The sequence below is a fragment of the Chryseobacterium sp. KMC2 genome, from assembly GCF_016756935.1.
Lineage (GTDB): Bacteria > Bacteroidota > Bacteroidia > Flavobacteriales > Weeksellaceae > Chryseobacterium > Chryseobacterium rhizosphaerae.
Window position 1 is genome coordinate 511102 of record NZ_JAESIT010000001.1, and the last position, 23004, is coordinate 534105.

The following is a 23004-nucleotide window of genomic DNA, read 5'->3' on the forward strand; positions in this document are numbered from 1 at the left end:
CAACACCTGCCTTTTCCCTCCTAAAAAAGGGCTATGTAAGCTGTTTACTCCAAAATAAATTGGAGATAATTCGCTCAGTAAACAGCTTACATCTCTTCTTACCCTTCATTGTAAATCAACAATTTATTGATAACTTTATGTATCGTTTTGCAGTCCTTTACGTTCTACATCTCGCGCAACCTAAGCTATTTTTAAAAACATGACAAAGAATTCACAGAATGAAAAACAAAAACTTCACCCCGGTAGAGCAATCTTTCTTAAATGATCTTTCAAAAAACAGCAAAACCAATATCCCTTATATTGCTGTTGACAATTTTCCTAATTTAGGAATGCTTACAGCCCTTCGATTCCTGGAATGGGCGGCTGAAAATCCCAATGGCGTCATCAGTCTTCCTACCGGAAAAACACCGGAATATTTTATTTACTGGACCAAGCATATTCTTGAAAACTGGGAAAATGAAAACATTATTGAACTTAGAAAAAAGCATCATTTATCAGCCAGCCAAAAACCATCACTGGCGGAACTTCATTTTGTTCAGATCGATGAATTTTATCCTATAAAATCTTCCCAGGCCAACAGCTTTTATCACTACGTAAACAAATATTATATTGAAGGTCTTGGATTGAAAAGAGAAAATGCCCTTCTGATCAACTGTGATGAGATTCCTTTAGCTCACGGCAAAAGTTTTGAGGAGGTTTTTCCCAGTCATAAAGTAGACTTGGAACTGAGATACCGTGAGGCACAAAATCCTTTAGAAAAACTGCAAAAAGAATCTATTTTCCTAATTGACAACTGGTGTTCGGAATATGAACAAAAGATTCGTAAGCTGGGAGGTATTGGATTTTTTCTGGGAGGAATAGGTCCTGATGGACATATTGCCTTTAACATTAAAGGTTCTGACCCTTATTCAACAACCCGATTGACTTCAACCAATTTCGAAACACAGGCAGTTGCAGCCGGAGATCTTGGGGGAATTGAAATTTCCAGAGAACGGCTGGTTATCACCATTGGTCTGGAAACAATCACTTATAACAAAGATGCTGTAGCCATTATTTTCGCGGCAGGAGAAGCAAAAGCGCCGATGATAAAAAATGCATTGGAACTTCCTCCTTCCAATTTATATCCGGCTTCTGTTCTTTCCTCTCTCCCGAATGGCAGATTTTATATTACATTAGGAGCTGCCAGTACATTGAATGACTTCATTGCCGATTATTATCAGTCCGGAAACTGGTCACAGGAAAAAACTGATAAATCAGTCATGATGCTGACTCAAAAGCTAAACAAATATGCTGAGCATCTTACCCTGGAAGATCTTCAGTCTGATCCATATACCCAGTTAATTCCGGATCTTAATGAAGACTCCGTTCAGTCAGTGATCACGTCCATTGAAAGTAAAATAAAAAAAGGAACAGAAGCCCTTACCCATGAAATTTTTTATCATACGGGTCCTCATCATGATGATATTTCTTTAGGACTTTTGCCTTATATCCATTATCAATCCAGAAATGAAACCAATGAATCTCATTACTCAGTCCTTACATCAGGCTTTACAGCAGTGACCAATAAATTCCTGACAGAAATTCTCATGGCTACCCTTCTCTTTACTGAAAAAGGAGAAATAGAAATGCTTAATTATCCGGATTTCTTTGAAGTTGGATATAAAAATAAAAAGGATAAAGATGTCTATCATTACCTTATCAATATTGCTTCTGAAAACGCTGACGAAAGGTCAAGGGCTGTATCTCACAGGATGGTAAGAAATATAGTTGAACTCTGGAATTTAAAAACAAAACAAGACCTGGAGGAGAAAATAATCGAAGTAATTGCTATCATCAACTCCAGCTATGATGGACAAAATCCGGAACAAAAGATTCAGACACTGAAAGGAATGATTCGGGAATATGAAGAAGAATTAGTGTGGGCCCACTTCGGGGTAAGAACAAAAAACGTTCATCATTTAAGACTTGGATTTTATACAGGCGCTATTTTTACGGAGAAACCCAAAAGAGAAAGAGATGTATATCCTATATTGCAACAGCTGAAAACCATTAATCCTACCGTTATAAGTTTAGCATTCGATCCTGAAGGAAGTGGTCCTGACACCCATTATAAAGTTTTACAGGCAATTGCTGCTGCTGTAAGGGAGTGGAGTAAAGAAAAAGACCTTTCCCAACTCAAAATATGGGGCTATAGAAATGTTTGGTATCAGTTCAATGCAGCCGATGTCACCCATATTTTCCCGGTATCCCTTAATGCAATGAGTACAATGGATGAAAGTTTTACCAACAGCTATCTAAGCCAGGTAAACGCCTCCTTTCCAAGCTACAGATACAACGGAAAGTTCAGCCATCTTTCTATACAAACCTGGGTAGAACAGCTTCAAGCTGCTCAGTTAATTTTAGGAAAGCCTTATTTTTATGATAACGAAAGTCCACGTCTCCGGGCAACACATGGCCTTCTTTTCTTTAAAGAAATGAATGTGGAAGAATTTCTGCAATCTGCGCGTGAACTGGAGCAATCCACAGAAGGAGTATTTTAATAACCGATTTTATAAGTCGCTCTTCTACTTTCTTCAAAAAATACGAAGAAAGGGAGAATTAAATAAAAAAGAAATATAAATGGCATGAGGTTAATCCTCGTCCCAAAAGATAATCAATGACCATACAAGATCTAAAAACCAATAACCTCATTCTCTTTGAAGCTATCTCCGGAAGTCGTGCTTTCGGCCTGGCTACGGAAACCTCAGATACGGATATCCGTGGAGTATATTATTTACCGAAAGAAGATTTCTTTGGGCTAAACTATATTCCACAGATTTCCAATGAAACCAATGACATCACCTATTATGAACTCGGGAGATTTGTAGAATTGCTGCAGAAAAACAATCCTAATACCCTGGAAATTCTGGCAAGCCCGGAAGACTGTATCCTTTATAAAAACCCACTAATGGATCTGCTGAAAACAGAAGACTTTCTATCCAAACTATGCAAAGACACCTTTGCCGGATATGCTGTTTCACAGATTAAAAAAGCCAAAGGTCTCAACAAAAAGATTTTAAATCCTATAGATAAAGAAAGAAAATCTGTGATGGATTTCTGTTGTATCCTTGATGGACAAGGCTCTGTTCCTTTAAAGAAATGGCTGCATGAATTTTCATCACCTGGAGACGTCTCCGGAGGGCGGACTGGTCTTTTACAGGAAAAGTGTGGGTTGGTCAGTATTGATCATACCAAAGGAATATATGCCTTATTTTATGATGAATCAGGAACATTAGGATATAAGGGAATTATGCATCAGGAAGAAGCCAATCAGGTTTCCGTATCGTCTGTGCCGAAGGATGAAAAGCCAACCACTTATCTCTTCTGCAATCTGGACGCTTATTCTACGTACTGTAAGGAGTACAGGGAATATTGGAAATGGGTTTCTGAGCGTAATGAAGACCGCTATAACGTCAATCAAAATCATGGGCAGAATTATGACAGCAAAAACATGATGCATACCATCCGTTTGCTACAGTCGTGTGAACATATTTTTAAAACCAATACACTTCATATCCACGTAGAAAACCGGGATGAATTATTAAATATCAAAGCAGGAAACCTATTATACGACATGGTTATACAAAAAGCAGAAGATCTGATAGAATCGATAGAACAGCATTACACCACATCCAGTCTCCCTGCTTCCCCCGATCTGGAAAAAACAACAGAGGTTTTAATAATGATCAGAGAGAAACTATATTCATAATGTGGAAAGCCAGAGGGTAGAGACACTAGACGTAGAGACAGGAGACAAGAGACGGGAGACATAGAGACGGGAGATGTAGAGATGGGAGACCATTTATCTTTAAATTTAGAACTCAATTGTTCATCACTTTTAGGAGGCCCTAACTCTCCCACTCTCAAACCCTCTCACTCTCAAACTCTCCCACACCCAAGCTCTCCAACCTTAAGGCGTGCTTAATCTCACTTCTTCTTTGAGGCTTTAGCGATTGTATTATAATCAAGACAGATTTTTATCCAATACTCAAAATCATCAGGTTTTTGAAAACCAATGGGTTCTACGTAGCAGTAATCTTTGAGCTGTTTACCTCTCATAATCATGGGAAGAAAACCTTTTTTTTCCGAAACCTCATCTTCCAATTCAGGGTTATAGCGGCACATTAGGTTGTCATGGCTGATATTGATACACATCTTTCCATTGACAAGAAATGCTAATCCGCTGAACATTTTCTTTTCCTCAACTTCTATATCAGGAACCTTTGAAAGCCGTTCACGAACTCTGTCTGCCAGTTCAATATTGTAAGCCATAATTTTTTATTTTTTACTGTTTAAAATTAAATAAAAACAGCATTCAATGCCGTATTTTTTACTTCTATTTCATGGTAGACACTTTAAGAAATAAAATTTTATTTAAATTAATTATTGTTTTACGATAATTAATTATATATTTGTAATACTAATTAATGATCGTGTCATGAACCAGACCAAAATTATTTCAAGAATTTTATTTTATATCTGCGCTCTGCTTTCTGCCGGATATTTAATCACTTTTGTCTACTCCGTTCTATGTCTGGTAACAGGATTCTCTGTTACTCCTTATAAAGATGGACAATATCTTCATATCAATTATCCGTTTACCGAAAAACCCTTTCTGAATATTGAGAACAACTATCCGTATATCATCTTTTCTTTTCTAGCTGTTTTAATTTCCTACGGAATCTTTTTCTGGCTTTCCGCAAAAGTTTTCAAAGTGTTTTTTCAGCCCAAACTGTTTACAAAAGATCATATACAACAGCTTAAGAGATTTTACCTGTATAATATTTTCATCCCTCTCCCATTGGTAATTGCTGCCAGTTTCTTTGTGGAGGTAGAAAGTATAATCTGGGGACTGGTGTTTATTCACTTTATGCTAGGAATTTTCTGTCTGTTTCTTGCGAATATCTTTAAGCAAGGACTACATTTGCAAAACGAACAAGACCTATTTATTTAAAATGCCAATTATAGTCAACTTAGATGTCATGCTAGCCAAACGAAAAATGCAGAGTAAAGAATTGGCAGAAAAACTGGGAATCACTCCCGTAAACCTTTCTATCCTAAAAACGGGAAAGGCCAAAGGCGTGCGTTTCGATACCCTGGAAGCCATCTGTAAAATCCTGGAATGCCAGCCGGGAGATATTCTTGAATATAAGGACTAGGATTTGAGTGAGAGAGTTTGAGGGTTGGAGTGTGGTAGAGTTTGAGATTGGGAGCTCCTACTATTGAGTTGCCAGTCTAAAGTATAAGATAATCTCTAAGTCTCTTGTCTCTTGTCTTTCCTCTCCTGTCCCAAAATCTATCATTACTCTTAGCCACAGTCTATAAATCATCATTATTTACCATTATTAAAAGCAGCCTGAAAAAGGACTGCCTGTCATTTTATTACCCAAACACAACACTATGAATACTCTATCTATCAACAACCTTAGCCTTACTTACAAAAATGGTTTCCAAGCCATTAAGGACATCTCATTGGAGATCGGAAATGGGATGTTCGGTTTGCTGGGCCCAAACGGAGCCGGAAAATCGTCCTTAATGAAAACCATTGTAGGATTGCAGAAACCCAGTTCCGGAACCCTGTTTTTTAATGAAGTGAATATTGCTGAAAATCCGGGGTATATAAAACAGAACCTGGGATTTCTTCCACAGGATTTTGGAGTATATCCAAAAGTCTCTGCTTATGATCTCCTGGAGCATATCGCAGTACTCAAAGGTATTACAGACAAAACGAAAGGTAAAACCCAGATTCTAAATCTGCTGGAAAAAGTAAATCTTTCGGATTTCCGGAACAAAGAAGTTCATACTTTTTCCGGTGGGATGAAACAGCGTTTTGGGGTTGCCCAGGCTCTGTTGGGTGATCCTAAGATTATTATCGTAGACGAGCCCACCGCCGGTTTAGATCCTGAAGAACGAAACCGTTTCAATGCTTTACTAAACAACATCAGCCAGGAGGTCATCGTTATTCTGTCGACCCATCTGGTAGAAGATGTCAGAAATCTCTGTTCGGAGATGGCCGTGATGAACCATGGACAGATCCTTCGAAAAGGAAATCCCGGACAATTAATGGCAGCGCTGGAAAACAGAATCTGGTCAAAGCCCATTGATAAAAATGATCTTGAAACTTATGATGCCAGCTATGAGATCATCAGCAGGCAGCTGATAGAAAGAGAGCTTCATATCACTGTTTTTTCTGAAGAGTCTCCCAAAGATTTCAGTCCTGTAACTCCTTTACTTGAGCATGTTTACTTCCATACGCTAACCCAAAAACCTTAGTCATGAACAGCCTTTTTTTATTTGAAGCCAAGCGCAATATCAAGCACTGGCTTACATACCTTATTGCCTTAATCCTGGTCTTTATAGGTATTTTCTGTGGTAATCAGTTTAATCTTTCAGTAGGAGAAGGTATTTATCTCAATTCGCCTTATACGATTGGATTCATGTCCGGAATGCTGAGTCTTTCTATTATTTTCTTTGCCATCGTTTATGCATTACAGCTGCTTTTTAGAGATTGGGATACAAAATTCGACCTTGTTCTCTTTTCTTTCCCGATATCAAAATCTACCTATCTTAAGGGTAAATTTCTGATCTACTTTTTACAGACTTTTTTAAGTTTCTGTTTCCTAATGACCGGTTTCCTTACAGGTCAGATGCTGCGTACGGGAAGTGAAATGCAGAATGAATTCAATATAGGGTATTATCTCTACCCATTATTTATCTTCGGATTTATCAACAGTCTTCTGATTTGCAGTTTTCTGTTTTTGATATCTCTTAGTCTCCGTAAAAAACTGATTGTTGTGATTGGAGGGTTATTTCTGTACGTATTTTATATGATTGTTTTATTGTTTTCCAATTCACCATTTATGGCAGGAAGTATTCCCCAGTCTTTGGAAGCACAGCAGATTTCTGCATGGCTGGATCCGTTTGGTCTTTCCTCTTACTTTCTGGAAGCCCGGACCTTTACAGTCCATCAGAAAAACACACAGTTGGTATCCTTTACAGGATATTTACTCCTCAACAGACTGTCATTTCTTATCATATCCATAGGTTTTCTATTTCTTAGCCTCAGGTTATTTTCTTTCTCAAAAATTTCTAAGCACAAGGCAAAAAAGACGGTCAGAGAGCCTGATTCGCCCCATAAGACATTAGCCTTACAATATTCCTCCGTTCTGCCCAATTTTGGAAAAACAGCTTCTGTTAAGGCAACGTTGTCCTTTGCCCGGATTGATATAATTTATCTGTTTAAAAGCATAACCGTTCCGGCTGTATCCATCCTTTTGCTATTCTTTGTCGGGATGGAAATGTATGCCGAAATAGAGAAAGGAATACGCCTTCCCCAAAAATATGCCGGTTCCGGGCTTATGGCCACTACCATTTCAGAGAACTTTCCACTGTTCGGACTGCTTATTTCCGCCTATTTTATTAATGATCTTTACTGGAGAAGCCGTTCCTCATGGTTCTTTTTGATTGAAAACACTACTTTTTATTCCAAAAATAAGCTGCTGGGACATCTCCTTTCCATCAGTTTTCTGTTAGTTTTCTTTACAGGAATTTTGATTATTCAGGGAATCATTTTCCAGGCTGCCTATCAGTATTTCCATATCGACTGGCATGCTTATCTACCGGTCTTTCTTTTCAATACATTTCCCTTAATTCTTTTTTCCTGCCTTATTCTTCTTATTAATGACACCATCAGGAATAAATTTGTAGCGTTGGGAGTATCTGTTCTTGTGGTTTTTATATTGGCAGGTCCGGTTTCCGGAAAAATACTGACGTACCCTCTTTTCAGAATATTTTCAGATTTTAAAGGTACTTACAGTGATTTCAATGGCTATGGAATTTATGAATTAGCTTTTGCACAAAGGCTTTTATTCGGAATGGGTATAATGGCTACCTTATGGATGCTCAATCAGTGGATTCAATTGAAAAAAACAGTACCCGGCCAGATCATTTTCACTTCTATTGTTCTTTTCTCAGGAATATATGCAGGGACCTATTTTATGAAGGGCTATCTTCCCAAAGAGAAGGATAAAGAAATATCAAACTCTGTACAGTATGAAAAAAGTTTCAGAAAGTATGAGCATCTTCCGCAACCTGATATCACGGATATTACTACGGAAATCCAACTGCATCCCTCAAAAAATTCATATCAGATCATTGGAAAATACATTCTAAAAAACCAAACCAACCAGCCTATCAGCAAAGTACTGATTAATTTCAATCATGATTTAAAACTGGAAAATGCAGTTTTAAAATCAGGTTCTGAAGCTATGAAAATCACTGAAAATACTACTGAAATAATACTGAGACAGACCATGCAGCCAAATGAAACAGCAGTTCTTGATTTTACACTGTCTTACCAATGGGTGGCCGTCAATGGTCATCAGTCATTCAATGCAATTATAGAAAATGGTTCATTCATGAGGATCAGCAGATATTTCCCGTCGGTAGGCTATCAGAAAGATAATGAAATTGAAGATCTGAAAATACGGCAAGACAACCATCTTGGGAAACTGGCTGCATTGAAAAATCCCGAAGCTTCGGGTGTATCCAAAAAAGATTTCATCAATCTGGACATGACCGTTTCTACGGAGAAGGATCAAACCGCTATAGGAACCGGAGATTTGGTAAAGAAATGGACAAAAGCAGGCCGTAATTATTTTCAATATAAAGCAGAAAACATTCCTTTCAGGTTTGCTGTTTCTTCAGCAGAATATCAGATAAAAAGTATCCATTACAAAGGAATTAGTATCAATATTTTTTATCATCCGAAACATTTTGAAAATGTAGATCATCTTCTGAAAAACAGTATAATTACTTTGGATTACTGTCAGCAGAATTTTGGAAAGTATCCTTTTAAAACCATCAATTTTGCAGAAGTTTCTTCTTTTACCAGGGGGGTTGCTGCTACAGCCTATCCATCTGCTGTTTTTATGCCTGAGGATATGGTTTTTCACGCCAATATCCACGCTGACCAGCATCAGGATGTTATCAACGAGCTTGCAGGACACGAACTTTCCCATCTGTGGTGGGGAAACAGCCAGATCAATCCTGATGACAGAGAAGGTGCTGTCATGCTTACTGAAACTCTTGCCATGTACACAGAAATGATGCTCTACAAAAAAATGCATGGTAAAGCAGAGATGATGAAAAGGATCCATGTTCATCAGCAGATCTATGATAATGAAAAAGGACTGTTTGAAAATATCCCCATCTATAAAGCGACCGGAGATGCAGCTCACATATCTTATTCTAAAGGTGCAGTTGCCATGGTAAAGCTAAGTGATCTGATAGGTGAAGAAAAGGTAAATGCAGCCCTACACAACTTTTTAAAAAATAACAGCTATCCTAAAAAACCTACTTCAATGGATCTTATCAATGAGTTTTATAAAGTAGCCCCCAATGAACATTTGAAAAAACAGATTGATCTATTATTTAAAACTATATAAAAAACAAGAGTACGCTGGAATTCTCTTTCAAAAATGTATGTTAACTAATCTTTGGTGATGCGAGGAATCTAACGCTTGGGCTACACTACACAAAGACGCAAGGAATATAGGATAAAAGACTGTTTTAAGACACAATGATTTTACCTGCGATAAAATTGAATACTGTTACAAATTATTTATTTGTGCATTTAAATACAGCATATTAGCTGTAAATATTCCATATTCTTCCGCCTTGAAAATTTGCAGCATACACTGAATTCCAATAAACACAGCAGGTATAACAATGTCTATACAAAGCAAAAGATCCCTCAAATTGAGGGATCTTTTTATATCTAAGAAATATATCTTAAGCTTCTGTTGAAGGAGTCTGGTTTTCTACAGGAGCATCACCTTGTGGTCTTCCTTGTCCTTCTGGTCTTGGTCTTCCTTCCGGTCTACCTTGCCCCTCTGGTCTACCTTGTCCTTCCGGTCTTGGTTTACCCTCTGGTCTTGCAGGTCTTGGTAAAAGAACTTTACGGGAAAGTTTCATTTTCTTACGGTCATCATAACCCATAAATTTCACTTCCACTTCATCTCCTTCCGCATATGGAACTTTGTCTAAACGAGCCCATTCGATTTCAGAAATGTGAAGAAGACCTTCTGTACCTTTCGCAATAGCTACGAAAGCACCGAAATCCATTACTTTTACTACTTTTCCATTGTATACTTCACCTACAACCGGTACGAAAGTAATTTCGTTGATCTTAGCCACAGCAGCATTGATTTTCTCTCTGTCTGTTCCTGCGATCTCGATACGTCCGATTTCTCCTACTTCTTCAATAGCAATAACCGTATCCGTATCTTTCTGCATTTGCTGAATGATTTTTCCTCCAGGCCCAATTACAGCACCAATGAAGTCTTTAGAGATCTCCATTACCACCATTTTCGGAGCGTGTGGTTTCACATCTGCTCTTGGCTCAGAAATAGTTTCAGTGATTTTATTTAAGATATGTAATCTTCCGTCTTTAGCCTGCATCAAAGCTTTTTCCATGATATCCATAGAAAGACCCTGAATTTTGATATCCATCTGACAAGCAGTGATACCGTCTGCAGTACCTGTTACTTTGAAGTCCATATCTCCAAGGTGATCTTCATCTCCTAAGATATCAGAAAGTACAGTAAATTTACCTGATTTTGCATCTGTGATCAATCCCATTGCAATACCGGAAACAGGTTTTGTAATCTTTACCCCTGCATCCATTAATGCCAATGTTCCTGCACAAACTGTTGCCATTGAAGACGAACCGTTTGATTCTAAGATATCAGAAACAATTCTGATGGTATATGGATTTTCTTCAGGAATAACTGCCTGTAATGCTCTTTGAGCAAGGTTACCGTGTCCTACTTCTCTTCTTGAAGTTCCTCTTAAAGGTCTTGCTTCTCCTGTAGAGAATGGAGGGAAGTTATAATGTAAAAAGAATTTTTCGTCGTGTTGCGTGATTACGCTGTCTACCATGTTTGCATCTTTTACAGAACCTAACGTTACTGCTGTTAAAGACTGAGTTTCACCTCTTGTAAACACTGCAGAACCGTGAGCTCCAGGAAGGTAGTCAATTTCTGACCAGATCGGACGGATCGTCTGAGGATCACGACCGTCAAGACGGATATTGTCTTCAAGGATCATCTGACGCATTGCTTCTTTCTCTACATCATGATAATATACTTTTACAAAAGGAGTTACTCTTTCTAATTCTTCTGCATCATCTGCATATTGAGCAAGGAATTCTTCACGAAGTGCTTTGAATTTTTCTCCTCTCTCTTCTTTACCAGATGGAGTTCTTGCCACCTCATATACTTTATCGTAAGTTTCTTTCCAAACTTTTTCACGAATTTCTTCATCGTGATTTTCGTGAGAATATTCTCTTTTTGGGAAAGCTTTTCCTACTTTTTCTGCTAATCTTTCCTGAGCTTCAATTTGCTTTTTAATTTCAGCATGACCAAAATTAATAGCTTCTAACATTTCCTGCTCAGAAATTTCCTTCATTTCCCCTTCTACCATTACGATTGAATCTTTTGTAGCTCCAACCATGATATCCAATTCAGAACTCTTCAGTTCTTCATAACTTGGGTTGATAGAAAGTTTTCCGTCGAATCTTACCACTCTTACTTCAGACATAGGTCCGTTGAAAGGAATATCAGTAATAGCAATAGCTGCAGAAGCTGCTAAACCAGCTAAATCATCAGGAATAGTTTTTCCATCATAAGAAATTAAAGAAATCATTACCTGAACTTCAGCGTGGAAATCTTCGGGGAAAAGCGGACGTAGTACTCTGTCTACTAAACGCATTGTTAAAATTTCCTGATCTGAAGGTCTTGCTTCTCTACGGAAGAAATTTCCAGGAATTCTTCCACCTGCATAGAATTTTTCTCTATAATCTACTGTTAATGGTAAAAAATCTACACCAGGATTTGCTTCTTTATTGGCTACAACAGTTGCTAAAAGCATTGTTCCACCCATTTTTACTACCACAGATCCATCAGCCTGCTTAGCCAATTTCCCTGTTTCAATAGTGATTTCTCTGCCATCAGCAAGAGTAATCAGCTCTGTAAACGCTTGAGGTATACTCATAAATTTGTCTTCTTAATACTCCGTATTGAGTATGAATTAATATTTAAACTCTTTAAATTTTCGTCTGCAAAGGTACTATATAATAATGAAATATTAAATTTTCAAATGAATAAATAACACGTCAAGTCTTGACGTTGTGACTAATTACTTTTGCTTCAGACTTAAAAATTCCTGTTGGAATCTTATCTGTTATATTAACCTTAAAAACAAAATTATGATTTTTACTGATGTATTTTTCTCGGCAAGTAATTCTAATACTGACAATCTGGTACAGTTGGTGGACAGCCAGACCAATGAAGATGTTAATTTCAAACGCATCACCTCATGGATAGATGGAACTGCAATGGATGACACCAAGGTAGACCATATTATTTATAGAAAGAAAATAGTTGGCGGAAATCCTTTTTATTATGTAAGAACTGACGTGACAGCAGGAGATCTGGATGTGAGAATATTTGGAGTAAAAGCTGATGATATCAACGATGACACCTCTGCATTACAGGCCGCATTCAATACGGCGTGCAAATTGGGGCTTAATATTCTACTTCCAGCCGGAATCATGAAAACAACACAGGGGCTTCTCTTAGATTTTTCGTGGCAGGGAACAGTTAAAAACCGTATCCGTATCATTGGGAAAGGATTAGGAAATTCGGTTATTAAAAATTACGGACCTACCTCTGTTCCATTATTCATCAAAGGGCCTTCAGATCCTTCTAGACCACCTTATTTTTCTGTCGGCGACCTTACCATCACGAAACCAGAAGGAGAAACCAGATATGGAGTTGGGTTACTGATTCAGGATTTCATTGGGGCAGAGGTTAACAATATTGAGATTTCAAATTATGATATTGGTTTCCAATTAGTTAATGTCTGCAATGCCCAGATTTCTTTTTTAATTTCTAAATACTGTAATTATGGGATGTACAATGAGAGAACGAAAAATCCTGAAGGATTCACTTATCCTAATCTGCTTAATTTTCAAAACTGTACTTTTTTAGGCAATGTTAAGTTTGGAGCTGTCATTATTTCCGGACACGCAGTAAAATTTGATTCCTGTGGTTTTGAAGGTAATTTCGGAGTAGGTCTTCAATTTACATTTGCTGGTTATAATGGCAGGGAAGCTCTAAGTTTGATTAATAATTACTTTGAAGGCAACGCCAACCACGATATCTATTTTGAGACTTCTTCAATGACCGCTTTATCATTAATTTCCAATACGTTTAATAAAAGCATCATAGGTCGGGTAAGTGATGTGGTTGTAAATAATTTATCTAATGACCAGGTACACATGAGCTCATTAAGTAATTCTTTCGGTCATTCTGCCACCTATATTCCCTCTGCATCTTCCAAAAATATTTTATACATGGGAGATCCTTCAAAATTCTATTTACTGAATAACGATATGCACCAGTCAAGTTTAGAAAGCTAATTGATCCTTTATCAATCATAGTAACAGCCTCTTTGGGGGCTGTTTTTTTTATTTTGTATAGGATTCTTTAATTTTTTATTGTCCCAAAAAAAGAAAATAGTATTTTTATCGTTCCTAAAGTATATATCTCATTATAAAAAATAGTAAAATCATTGCAGAAATATAGGCTGATCCCTATATTTGCCCTACTTCACTAAAATTAAAATGCTGTAGGCAAAAAACAAGGATCAATCCTTTCCAAATGACAGAGCTTCAAAGCTCTTTCTATATTAAATAAATGTTTATGAATAATAAAGAAGTACAACTACAAAGCAGGAATTATACGGTTCCGTTGATTACCATCACCCTGCTTTTTTTTATGTGGGGATTCATTACCTGTATGAATGACATCCTGATCCCTTATCTGAAACAACTTTTTAAACTTACCTTTTTCGAATCCATGCTGGTACAGTTCTGTTTCTTCGGAGCTTACTTTATCGGATCACTGATTTATTTTCTGATTTCTATCTACAAAGGAGATCCTATTAATAAAGCAGGGTATAAAAAAGGAATCCTATTCGGTATTTTCCTTGCGGCTTTCGGATGTATATTATTTTATCCGGCGGCTACTTTTTCTTATTATCCTCTCTTTTTGGGGGCTTTATTTATCCTGGGATTAGGATTTACTGTATTACAAATCACGGCCAATGCTTATGTTTCTTTACTGGGTAGTGAAGAATCGGCATCCAGCCGTCTGAATATGACCCAGGCATTCAATGCCTTCGGGACAACAATTGCTCCAGTGTTGGGAGGACACTTGATATTTGAATTTTTCTCTGCAGCGGATGGTTCGTTCAGCGCAGTGGCAACCAGAATTCCTTATCTGATCTTTGCGGGTATCCTTTTACTTGTTGCTTTACTTATTTCAAGAGTAAAATTACCCTCTTTCCAGACCCAGGAAGAAGAAATTGAAAAAGGGCTGGGAGCTCTCCAGTTTAATCATTTGAAATTTGGAGTTTTTGCCATGTTCTGCTATGTAGGAGGTGAAGTTGCTGTAGGAAGTTTTATCATCAGCTTTTTGGAACAGCCTCAGATTATGGGCTTCAATGAGATCATCAGTAAAAATTATCTCTCTCTTTATTGGGGAGGTGCTATGATTGGTCGTTTCCTGGGGGCTATTTCTTTAAACCAATCCTTAAGTCAGGGAAAAAAAGCCATCTATATGCTTGGGGCAGCAGGAGCTGTTTTCCTTGTTATTTTCAGTATTGTGGATCTTAGCTTTTCCCAGATCAGCTTTTTCCTGATATTTATCGTACTTAATTTTATAGCTTTCTTTATTGGTAAATCAGCTCCGGCAAGAACACTATCTATTTTTGCGGCTATCAACGTAGTATTGCTTATTTCTGCCATGGTAAATCATGGTGAAATGGCCATGTACAGTATCTTAGGAATTGGTATTTTCAACTCCATTATGTTCTCCAATATTTACACATTGGCTATTTCCGGATTAGGAAAATACACCAGTCAGGGGTCATCTCTTGTTGTAATGGCCATCTTAGGAGGCGCTATTGTTCCTATTTTCCAGGGATATCTTGCAGATCAATTCGGGGTGCAGCATTCATTTATTATTCCTGTATTCTGCTATCTGGTGATCCTGATCTTTGGTGCTTATTGTACTAAATTTTTAGGACACGTAGAAACCACTGAAGCTAAATCCGGTCATTAAAGATTAATTGTTTTCAACTATAAAAGCGAAATATCCTGGGATATTTCGCTTTATTTTTGGTTCAATGTCAGCATGTAACGTTCTTCAGAAAAAGGATACCTATCTTATATATTTTACCTCCATGAAAATACAGTTAAAGCTTGAAAATATGGCATTTTTAGTATTAGGAATACTTGCTTTTGCCCGAACAGAATATTCCTGGTGGTGGTTTATAGGATTATTTCTGGCCCCGGATATTTCTATGCTGGGATATGCTGTAAACAATAAAGTTGGCGCCTTTTTCTACAATCTGTTCCATCATTTGGGTATTGCTATTATGGTATATCTGGCAGGAACAGTATTAGCACTTCCCTATTTGCAGATGATTGGAGCTATTTTATTTTCACATTCTGCCTTCGACAGGATATTAGGCTATGGATTGAAATATCCGGATAGTTTTCAGAATACACATTTGGGGAAAATCGGGAAGAAATCTGACTAAAGGTTAATTTTTAGGACTCCTTCGTAATATTCATCGTGATATCCATAAAAATCGTAGATTTTGAAAAACCTAAGTATACTTCTTATGCACAAAGATTGTCACTTAAAATAAACTTAAGTGTTTAAAAATTTTGCGCCTCTTGGCGACGTCAAATCTTTGATTTGTGGTTAAAGCCTAATCTTTATCATTCCGCAGAAGATTCCTACGGAATGACAAACAGACTGTTGAATAACTTTAGGATAAAAAAGTGGTAGTGTTGACCACCCCGTTAAAATTTTTTGAATTTTCGCCACCTCTCCGGAAGAGAGGAATTCTCACCTCTGCTCATGTGTTTTGCAGGATTATTCTTTCAATACATTTTTTGACACCAAACAAAAAAAAGCAACCTCTTTCGAAGTTGCTTTTTTTGTTGAAAATCTTTACAGATTATTTTCTTAAACCTAGTTCAGCAATGATAGCTCTGTATCTTGTAATATCTTTTTTCTTAAGATAATCCAATAAGCTTTTTCTTTTACCTACCAATTTCACCAAAGATCTTTCAGTATTGAAGTCATGACGATTAGCCTTCAAATGCTGAGATAAGTGATTGATTCTAAATGTAAAAAGAGCTACTTGTCCTTCAGCGCTTCCTGTGTCTTGTGCAGATTTTCCATGTTTTGCGAAAATTTCTGCTTTTTTTTCTGTTGTTAAGTACATTCCAATATTGTTTAATGATTATTATGTAACGGGTGCAAAATTACGACTATTTTTTGATTCTGCAAACATTATTGATTTCATAAATCAAAATTGATAGAAAAAAATGTTAAAAATTTCTTAATAAATTATATGGAATCCAACGAAAAGGCAGTAATTTTGCATTCGAATTACAAATGAGAAAAATTATACTTCTTACAACAGTTACTACTTTCTTATTAATTGGCATTACTTCAGTACAAGCACAGAAAAATGCTGATGATAAAATAAAGAAAGTTCTTTACTTCAATCCCGAGGTAGAGCCTGATATTGATGAAATAAAAGAGCCTACCAATAATGCCTTCTTTGATGTTGTTTCTGACAGTTTCAGCGGAAGAAGAAATAAAATGCTCAGAGCAGAGGTTCAGATTCCTTTTGATAGTATCGATAAACAGACGATCATGGATTATTGCGTCAATAATGATGCAGATTTTGCCATTATTTCTAAGGTAAGATATTTCAAAGTAGGTATTGGAAAATATGTTTTCTCTAATCAGGTAGTGGTCAGTATGAAACTTTTTGCATCCGATGGAAATCTGATTACGGAGAGTGACTATGATACCTACCGGAAAAATATGCGTCTGCTGGGGTCTACTGTAAATTCTGTAAAGATAGGAACAGAAGGTGCTATAAGAGACATTCTTAAGAAACTGAGAAAACTGAAACCGACTGAAGCGGAGCTTTAGTGCAACAGTAGAAATAAAATTCCTGTAAGCACATCATTGATTGCCCATTTCATACTGCTTACTTATCAAAATTTTCCCTTTCTCCGATCTTTTCTCAGAATCAGGAGCAAATTTCAACAATATATGCAGACCCCTAATTTCAAGAGGGGTCTTTTTTATGCATAAATTAAAAAAATCCAACAACACACTGGTTACCAGTAAAATATTTTCACCATTTGATGAATAATTTAAAAATTTTTACTATTTTAGTCTGACATAAAATCTAAATCATATGAAAAATCTAAAAAAACTTAGTAGAGAAGCCGCTAAGCAGATTAACGGCGGAGCTATCAGAAGATGTAGCAATACAGTACCTTGTACTATCGGATGGTGTTGTGACGGTGTTTGTACACCCATTATGTGTCCTATCGAATAAGATTCAGTTCAGAAGCACATTAAAACCTAGCCTAATATGAAAAATCTAAAAAAGCTTAGCAGAGAAACCGCTAAGCAGATTAACGGCGGAGCCACCGAAAGATGTAGCGAACACAACCCATGTTCTGTAGGATGGTGTTGTAACGGGATCTGTTCACCGCACATCTGTATAGAGTTTTAAGGTAGTATTGAATACCATTCAATAGAACTGCATTTTGACACCTGTTTTCCGGGTGTCTTTTTTATGTACAAATGGAAAATATAAAATAAAACACTGATTTTCAGTAAAATATTTTCACTAAATGATGAATAATTAGAAAAAAAATATTATTTTAGTTACACATTAAAACTAAATCATATGAAAAATTTAAAGAAACTTAGTAGGGAAGCTACAAAGCAAATCAAGGGTGGAGATCTGAAAAAATGTACAGAACACTCACAATGCATTTTTGGGATGTGCTGCAAAGGAGTTTGTATGGAACATATATGTTTTGAAGATTAAAAAAGGACTTTTACCCTTAATTATTAAAATCAATACCCATGAAAACTCAAAATTTAAAAAAGCTGAGCAGAAAGGAACAAACAGAGATCAATGGCAGTGGAATCATTAAAAAATGCAGTGACAGTTCACAATGCGATCCGTTTCAATGCTGTACAGGTGGTACCTGTCTGTTTTCGCCTACTCCGGAATGTGAACCAATTTTTGAATAAACAATATTGGAATTTAAAATTTAATTTTTTGAACATCTGCTCCGGCAGGTGTTTTTTTATAAAGCTATATTTTAACAAGGTTCAAATACCCTTATTTTAAATTAAACAATCTTTATGGTAACTACTCCAGGAACACTTATCATAAAAAATGAACCGGACAAGAAAAAACTATGATAAAAAATGCCTGTCATACAGATGTTCTTTTGTGCTTTTCTCATAGCTTACACTTTAATAAATCCTTAATTTTCCCAGTTTATGGCTCAGTCTTAAAAATTTGAATTATTTTTGCATATCCAAAAAATTTCACGTTTTGAACTCTAGATACCAACTTATTTTCAATCCCGCCGATATTGCCGAAACTCTCAGCGAACTTCCAGCTGACGAGAGGCTACTCGCGTTTTTGAAGGTTCCGAAGGAGTACAAAGCAGAAGTATTCTCCCATCTTGATCCTGATTTCCAGGAAGATACCATAAGAAGTATCGGAAGTGACGAAGTTTCAGAAATCCTGAATGCAATGACTCCCGATGACAGGACTGCCCTTTTTGAGGACTTTCCGGATGAGCTTATCAAGTATTCAATCAATCATCTTAATCCGCAGGAAAGAAGAATTGCATTGAAGCTTCTAGGGTATAATTCTGATTCTATTGCCCGTCTGATGACTCCTTATTATATTCAAATCCGTAAGGAATGGACAGTAAAGCGATGTCTTCAGCAGATCAAAAAAGTGGGAAAAAAGGTAGAAACAATGAACTATCTGTATGTGGTGGATGAAAGAAACCGCCTGATAGATGACCTTGCTATCGGTACTCTCCTTCTTGCTGAGGAAGATACTTTGGTTTCCGATATTACAGATAATCATTTTGTAGCCATTATGACGACGACTTCGAAAGAAGACGCAGTAACTTACTTCGAAAAATATGACCGGGGTGCTCTTCCTATTATTACGGAAGCCGGTGTTTTGGTTGGTATTGTAACGATTGATGATATTCTTGACCAAATTGAACAGCAAAATACCGAGGATATCCAGAAATTTGGGGGATTGGACGCATTAGATCTTCCCTATATCCAGACTTCATGGACAGAAATGATCAAGAAAAGGGCTACCTGGCTGATTATTCTTTTCGTTTCAGAAATGCTAACAGCCTCAGCGATGGGATATTTTGATAAAGAAATTGAAAAAGCTGTTGTTCTTGCATTATTTGTACCGTTAATTATCTCCAGTGGTGGGAACTCCGGATCACAGGCTGCTACACTGATTATCCGTGCTATGGCACTTCAGGAAATCGGATTGAAAGACTGGTGGTATGTCATGAAAAAGGAAATTATTTCGGGGATTTGCCTGGGGCTTATTCTGGGGATTATCGGTTTTGTCAGGATTATGCTTTGGCAGAAAATCGGGCTCTTCAATTATGGTGAATATTGGGCATATGTAGGACTCAGTGTCTCTGTTTCTCTGATCGCCATTGTATTATGGGGAACTTTATCCGGGTCTATGATTCCATTTGTCTTAAAAAAATTAAATCTGGATCCAGCAACTTCTTCCGCTCCTTTTGTAGCAACATTGGTAGATGTAACGGGACTTATCATTTATTTTACGGTAGCCGGACTTTTCTTAACCGGAAAACTTTTGTAATTTTAGGCATCATCTAACATGCCCATATGAAAATTGTTTCTCTCGTACCCTCTATTACGGAGGCTTTATTTGACTTAGGACTAACTGAAAAGGAAATTATCGGAAGGACAAAATTTTGCATCCATCCCCAGGATAAAGTAAAAAATGTAACGATAATTGGAGGCACCAAAAACATCAATATTGATAAGATAAAAGCTCTGCAACCGGATCTTATCCTTGCCAACAAAGAGGAAAACATCAAAGAACAGGTGGAAGCTTTAATGGCTGAATTCAAAGTAATTGTAACCAATGTTGAAACAATTGAAGACAATTACTATCTTCTGAAAAATCTTGGAAAAATCCTGAATAAAGAAGAAAGGGCGCAGCTTTTTAATCTTAAGATCTATGACATTCTCAATCAGTCAAAGCTGGAAAACAAGGTAAAAGCAGCCTATCTCATCTGGAAAAATCCCTATATGACCGTTGGTTCTGATACTTTTATTCATAAAATTTTATCAGAAATAGGTTTTGAAAATATTTTTAAAGATCAAACCCGGTATCCTGAAATTACTGCTGAAGACCTTGCTGAAGCTGATGTCATTATGCTTTCTTCCGAGCCATTTCCGTTTAAAGAAAAACATATTGAGGAATTGAAAACAGTTTATCCCGATAAAAAAATAATGATTGTTGATGGCGAAGCATTTTCGTGGTATGGAACCCATATTGCAAAGTGTGAGCATTACTTTAAAGACTTCCTGGCAGAGATACACTTGATGCAGATTTAATTTTTTTACCACAAGTCGAAGATTCGACGTCGCCAAGAGGCGCAAAATTTTTAAACACTTAAGTTTATTTTTAGTGAAAAGCTTTGCGCATAAGAAGTACACTTAAGCTTTTGAAAATCTGCGATTTTCACCGATATCATAATGTATATTACAATGGAAGAAGTAATATTCCCCTCTTCCGGAGGGGTGGCGAAAATTCAAAGAATTTTTGACGGGGTGGTTAATTAAAAGCCTGTTTTGTCATTCCGTAGGAATCTCTACAACCTATTTTTCTTTACGTCATTTAGATTCCTGCGGAATGACAGAGATTATTTTTCAATTATCACGCCTATAAAATACTGTATCTTCCAGCATTCCGATCCCAAAAAAACTCCAACTATAAAAAGCTGGAGTCTGTATTTTATCATGAATTGATTTTCAATTATAAAACCTTGGAAACTTCGTTACAAAGCCATTCTAATAATTCACGGTCCTCAGTAGTAAAAGGATCAACTTTATGGGAATCAATATCAATCTGGCCAACGTTTTTCCCGTCTTTAAATATAGGAACAACAATTTCCGCTTTGGTATCAATTGAACAGCTTAAATAATTGCTTTCTTCCTGAACATCAGGAACAACAAATGTTTCATTGGAAACAGCTACCTGACCGCAAATTCCTTTTCCATAAGGAATAATGGTATGATCTGTAGGAGCTCCCACATAGGGGCCTAAGATCAGCTCATCTTTATCTCCATTTTTAAAATAGAACCCTGTCCAGTTAAAATAAGAGATTTCCTGATCCAACAGATGACAAACTTTCTGAAGTTTTTCTTCTGTATTATGTTTAGGACTTTCAAGAATTGAGGAAAGTCTTTTCTTTAATTCTGACATTTTATTTATTTTTAAGAGAATTGTTTTAAGGAAAGTTCTTCTTTGTAACCAAACATTCCACGTTCTTTAATCATTTCAGCTACTCCTTCCGGAACCTGAGTTTCCCAACCTTTAACACAGCATGCTATTTTTCTTAATATTTCTCTCGAATAGATTTCCAAAAACTCAGGATTATAGTTGGTAATGTCTACAATACGGTTGTTATGTTTAAAATATTTGTAGAGTTCTTTAAGGTTTTCTTCTACTTTAAGGTTGGAAGAATCCAGCAACTGATGGGTTTCAGGATCTTTATATGGATACAGATAAACTCTCATTCCGTTTCGGAAAAACTTCCCGAATGCTTCAAGAATTCCCCCTGAAAGGTTTTTATAATATTTCTCATCAAATACCATTAACAGGTTATTTACTCCCATTGCTACACCAATATCTCCACTTGTATAGGATGCAAAATAATCAATTAGTCTGTAATATTCAGAGAAGTTCGAAATGATAACAGTATAACCTAGCTTACCGAGAATATCTACTCTATCCAGGAAATCCCTTTCATCAATATCCCCATCTGCCCTAAGGTTTGAAATCGTAATCTCAATAAGTACTTCTGTTTCTTCATGCGTACAGATAGCGTCTTTGAAAAACATATCCATCCCGTTCTGAAGCATATCTATATTCACTTTGGTAACCGGTCTGAAACTTCCTCTTACTGCAAAAATATTTTTCTTGTATAATACATCTGCCGGAAGCATATTACTCCCCTGGGAATTGAAGATGACAGCATCAGTCATTCCGTTTTTCACCAGCTGTAATGACATCAGTCTGTTATCTACATAGGCAAAAGCCGGCCCACTGAAATCAATCATATCGATTTCCAGGTTGTCTTTTGCGACATCGTCATATAGAGACTCTACCAATGTTCTTGGATTGTCAAAGTAATTAAAAGCTCCGAAAATAAGGTTTACCCCCAGATTCCCTAAGGTTTCCTGTTGTAAGGTAGCATCATTTTCGTTAAACTTTACGTGAATAACAATCTCGTTATAATCCTCATTTTCTTTGGTTTGAAAACGAATTCCTACCCAACCATGGCCTTTTACTGTTTTGTCAAAATTAATGGTGGTTACAGTATTCGCGTAAGAGAAAAATTTTCTATCAGGATTATTATCGCGTGAAATTCTTTCTTCAATTAACGCTACTTCATAGCGAAGCATTTTTCGAAGTCTGTTTTGGGTAACATACCTGTTTTTAACCTCTTTACCATAGATCGCATCACTAAAATCTTTGTCATAAGCAGACATGGCCTTAGCAATCGTACCGGAAGCTCCTCCTGCTCTAAAAAAGTGACGAACAGTCTCCTGCCCTGCTCCAATTTCTGCGAAAGTACCATAAATAGTAGGATCTAGATTAATTGTTAATGCTTTTTGTTTAGGAGTTAGTTTCTGATACATTAGGACGTGAAATTTTTTGTAAATTTACCAAAATTAAACCAACCTC

The 23004-nt window shown here is 36.7% G+C and carries 21 protein-coding genes; 16 read left to right on the plus strand and 5 right to left on the minus strand.

The window, feature by feature from the left end:
- The first annotated feature begins 218 nt into the window (after positions 1 to 218).
- Entirely contained in the window at positions 219 to 2540 is a 2322-nt protein-coding gene (locus JML65_RS02195; RefSeq protein WP_202269763.1) for a glucosamine-6-phosphate isomerase, read from the plus strand.
- Positions 2541 to 2656: 116 nt separating this feature from the next.
- Positions 2657 to 3748, plus strand: coding sequence for a DNA polymerase beta superfamily protein (locus JML65_RS02200; protein WP_202269764.1), 1092 nt, complete (start codon positions 2657 to 2659; stop codon positions 3746 to 3748).
- 218 nt (positions 3749 to 3966) lie between these two features.
- Here JML65_RS02200 and JML65_RS02205 read toward each other — a convergent pair whose 3' ends face one another.
- Entirely contained in the window at positions 3967 to 4311 is a 345-nt protein-coding gene (locus JML65_RS02205) for a TfoX/Sxy family protein (RefSeq protein WP_047487727.1), read from the minus strand.
- A 166-nt stretch (positions 4312 to 4477) separates the two neighbouring features.
- Here JML65_RS02205 and JML65_RS02210 point away from each other — a divergent pair, with 166 nt between their 5' ends.
- From JML65_RS02210 to JML65_RS02225, 4 genes are all read left to right on the plus strand, one after another.
- A complete protein-coding gene (locus JML65_RS02210) occupies positions 4478 to 4993 on the plus strand; it encodes a DUF2975 domain-containing protein (RefSeq protein WP_084086176.1) in 516 nt (171 codons plus the stop codon).
- A gap of 1 nt (position 4994) precedes the next feature.
- Positions 4995 to 5198, plus strand: coding sequence for a helix-turn-helix domain-containing protein (locus tag JML65_RS02215; RefSeq protein ID WP_047487719.1), 204 nt, complete (start codon positions 4995 to 4997; stop codon positions 5196 to 5198).
- Positions 5199 to 5439: 241 nt separating this feature from the next.
- A complete protein-coding gene (locus tag JML65_RS02220; RefSeq protein ID WP_202269765.1) occupies positions 5440 to 6312 on the plus strand; it encodes an ABC transporter ATP-binding protein in 873 nt (290 codons plus the stop codon).
- A 2-nt stretch (positions 6313 to 6314) separates the two neighbouring features.
- Entirely contained in the window at positions 6315 to 9485 is a 3171-nt protein-coding gene (locus tag JML65_RS02225) for an ABC transporter permease/M1 family aminopeptidase (RefSeq protein WP_202269766.1), read from the plus strand.
- Positions 9486 to 9831: 346 nt separating this feature from the next.
- Here JML65_RS02225 and JML65_RS02230 read toward each other — a convergent pair whose 3' ends face one another.
- On the minus strand, positions 9832 to 12093 hold the full coding sequence (locus tag JML65_RS02230; protein WP_084086178.1) for a polyribonucleotide nucleotidyltransferase: 2262 nt from the start codon (positions 12091 to 12093) through the stop codon (positions 9832 to 9834).
- Between the two features lie 214 nt (positions 12094 to 12307).
- Between JML65_RS02230 and JML65_RS02235 the strand changes: the two genes are divergently transcribed.
- The 3 genes from JML65_RS02235 (at position 12308) to JML65_RS02245 (ending at position 15708) form a co-directional block, all read left to right on the plus strand.
- Entirely contained in the window at positions 12308 to 13522 is a 1215-nt protein-coding gene (locus JML65_RS02235; RefSeq protein ID WP_202269767.1) for a hypothetical protein, read from the plus strand.
- A gap of 283 nt (positions 13523 to 13805) precedes the next feature.
- On the plus strand, positions 13806 to 15227 hold the full coding sequence (locus tag JML65_RS02240) for a sugar MFS transporter (protein ID WP_237390760.1): 1422 nt from the start codon (positions 13806 to 13808) through the stop codon (positions 15225 to 15227).
- 121 nt (positions 15228 to 15348) lie between these two features.
- A complete protein-coding gene (locus JML65_RS02245) occupies positions 15349 to 15708 on the plus strand; it encodes a DUF4260 domain-containing protein (protein ID WP_115918284.1) in 360 nt (119 codons plus the stop codon).
- Positions 15709 to 16134: 426 nt separating this feature from the next.
- On the opposite strand, the gene rpsO is transcribed toward JML65_RS02245, so the two are convergent.
- The gene (gene rpsO / locus JML65_RS02250) at positions 16135 to 16404 is read right to left on the minus strand and encodes a 30S ribosomal protein S15 (RefSeq protein WP_034704056.1); all 270 of its coding nucleotides are present in this window, start codon (positions 16402 to 16404) and stop codon (positions 16135 to 16137) included.
- Positions 16405 to 16577: 173 nt separating this feature from the next.
- Between rpsO and JML65_RS02255 the strand changes: the two genes are divergently transcribed.
- From JML65_RS02255 to JML65_RS02280, 7 genes are all read left to right on the plus strand, one after another.
- Complete coding sequence (locus JML65_RS02255; RefSeq protein ID WP_047487699.1) at positions 16578 to 17126, plus strand: hypothetical protein; 549 nt, start codon at positions 16578 to 16580, stop codon at positions 17124 to 17126.
- A 271-nt stretch (positions 17127 to 17397) separates the two neighbouring features.
- Positions 17398 to 17541 carry a bacteriocin-like protein gene (locus JML65_RS02260; protein WP_156126039.1) on the plus strand — a complete coding sequence of 48 codons (144 nt, stop codon included), beginning with the start codon at positions 17398 to 17400 and terminating at the stop codon, positions 17539 to 17541.
- Between the two features lie 36 nt (positions 17542 to 17577).
- Complete coding sequence (locus JML65_RS02265; RefSeq protein ID WP_156126038.1) at positions 17578 to 17721, plus strand: bacteriocin-like protein; 144 nt, start codon at positions 17578 to 17580, stop codon at positions 17719 to 17721.
- A 177-nt stretch (positions 17722 to 17898) separates the two neighbouring features.
- A complete protein-coding gene (locus tag JML65_RS24090; RefSeq protein WP_410493783.1) occupies positions 17899 to 18042 on the plus strand; it encodes a bacteriocin-like protein in 144 nt (47 codons plus the stop codon).
- A gap of 38 nt (positions 18043 to 18080) precedes the next feature.
- Positions 18081 to 18251 (plus strand): hypothetical protein, encoded by a 171-nt coding sequence (locus tag JML65_RS02270; RefSeq protein ID WP_202269769.1) that lies wholly within the window; start codon positions 18081 to 18083, stop codon positions 18249 to 18251.
- Between the two features lie 310 nt (positions 18252 to 18561).
- On the plus strand, positions 18562 to 19884 hold the full coding sequence (gene mgtE / locus JML65_RS02275; RefSeq protein ID WP_047487697.1) for a magnesium transporter: 1323 nt from the start codon (positions 18562 to 18564) through the stop codon (positions 19882 to 19884).
- Between the two features lie 26 nt (positions 19885 to 19910).
- Positions 19911 to 20648: an ABC transporter substrate-binding protein gene (locus JML65_RS02280; protein ID WP_202269770.1), complete on the plus strand. Its 738-nt coding sequence runs from the start codon at positions 19911 to 19913 to the stop codon at positions 20646 to 20648.
- A 421-nt stretch (positions 20649 to 21069) separates the two neighbouring features.
- Here JML65_RS02280 and JML65_RS02285 read toward each other — a convergent pair whose 3' ends face one another.
- Together JML65_RS02285 and JML65_RS02290 are read right to left on the minus strand one after the other, a co-directional pair.
- Positions 21070 to 21519, minus strand: coding sequence for a GAF domain-containing protein (locus JML65_RS02285; protein ID WP_115918280.1), 450 nt, complete (start codon positions 21517 to 21519; stop codon positions 21070 to 21072).
- A gap of 11 nt (positions 21520 to 21530) precedes the next feature.
- Positions 21531 to 22958 carry a hypothetical protein gene (locus tag JML65_RS02290; RefSeq protein ID WP_047487690.1) on the minus strand — a complete coding sequence of 476 codons (1428 nt, stop codon included), beginning with the start codon at positions 22956 to 22958 and terminating at the stop codon, positions 21531 to 21533.
- Between the last annotated feature and the right edge of the window lie 46 nt (positions 22959 to 23004).

Coding starts and splice junctions, on each gene's coding strand:
- JML65_RS02195 (WP_202269763.1), top strand. CDS start 219: ATGAAAAACAAAAACTTCACCCCGGTAGAGCAATCTTTCTTAAATGAT.
- JML65_RS02200 (WP_202269764.1), top strand. CDS start 2,657: ATGACCATACAAGATCTAAAAACCAATAACCTCATTCTCTTTGAAGCT.
- JML65_RS02205 (WP_047487727.1), bottom strand. CDS start 4,311: ATGGCTTACAATATTGAACTGGCAGACAGAGTTCGTGAACGGCTTTCA.
- JML65_RS02210 (WP_084086176.1), top strand. CDS start 4,478: ATGAACCAGACCAAAATTATTTCAAGAATTTTATTTTATATCTGCGCT.
- JML65_RS02215 (WP_047487719.1), top strand. CDS start 4,995: ATGCCAATTATAGTCAACTTAGATGTCATGCTAGCCAAACGAAAAATG.
- JML65_RS02220 (WP_202269765.1), top strand. CDS start 5,440: ATGAATACTCTATCTATCAACAACCTTAGCCTTACTTACAAAAATGGT.
- JML65_RS02225 (WP_202269766.1), top strand. CDS start 6,315: ATGAACAGCCTTTTTTTATTTGAAGCCAAGCGCAATATCAAGCACTGG.
- JML65_RS02230 (WP_084086178.1), bottom strand. CDS start 12,093: ATGAGTATACCTCAAGCGTTTACAGAGCTGATTACTCTTGCTGATGGC.
- JML65_RS02235 (WP_202269767.1), top strand. CDS start 12,308: ATGATTTTTACTGATGTATTTTTCTCGGCAAGTAATTCTAATACTGAC.
- JML65_RS02240 (WP_237390760.1), top strand. CDS start 13,806: ATGAATAATAAAGAAGTACAACTACAAAGCAGGAATTATACGGTTCCG.
- JML65_RS02245 (WP_115918284.1), top strand. CDS start 15,349: ATGAAAATACAGTTAAAGCTTGAAAATATGGCATTTTTAGTATTAGGA.
- rpsO (WP_034704056.1), bottom strand. CDS start 16,404: ATGTACTTAACAACAGAAAAAAAAGCAGAAATTTTCGCAAAACATGGA.
- JML65_RS02255 (WP_047487699.1), top strand. CDS start 16,578: ATGAGAAAAATTATACTTCTTACAACAGTTACTACTTTCTTATTAATT.
- JML65_RS02260 (WP_156126039.1), top strand. CDS start 17,398: ATGAAAAATCTAAAAAAACTTAGTAGAGAAGCCGCTAAGCAGATTAAC.
- JML65_RS02265 (WP_156126038.1), top strand. CDS start 17,578: ATGAAAAATCTAAAAAAGCTTAGCAGAGAAACCGCTAAGCAGATTAAC.
- JML65_RS24090 (WP_410493783.1), top strand. CDS start 17,899: ATGAAAAATTTAAAGAAACTTAGTAGGGAAGCTACAAAGCAAATCAAG.
- JML65_RS02270 (WP_202269769.1), top strand. CDS start 18,081: ATGAAAACTCAAAATTTAAAAAAGCTGAGCAGAAAGGAACAAACAGAG.
- JML65_RS02280 (WP_202269770.1), top strand. CDS start 19,911: ATGAAAATTGTTTCTCTCGTACCCTCTATTACGGAGGCTTTATTTGAC.
- JML65_RS02285 (WP_115918280.1), bottom strand. CDS start 21,519: ATGTCAGAATTAAAGAAAAGACTTTCCTCAATTCTTGAAAGTCCTAAA.
- JML65_RS02290 (WP_047487690.1), bottom strand. CDS start 22,958: ATGTATCAGAAACTAACTCCTAAACAAAAAGCATTAACAATTAATCTA.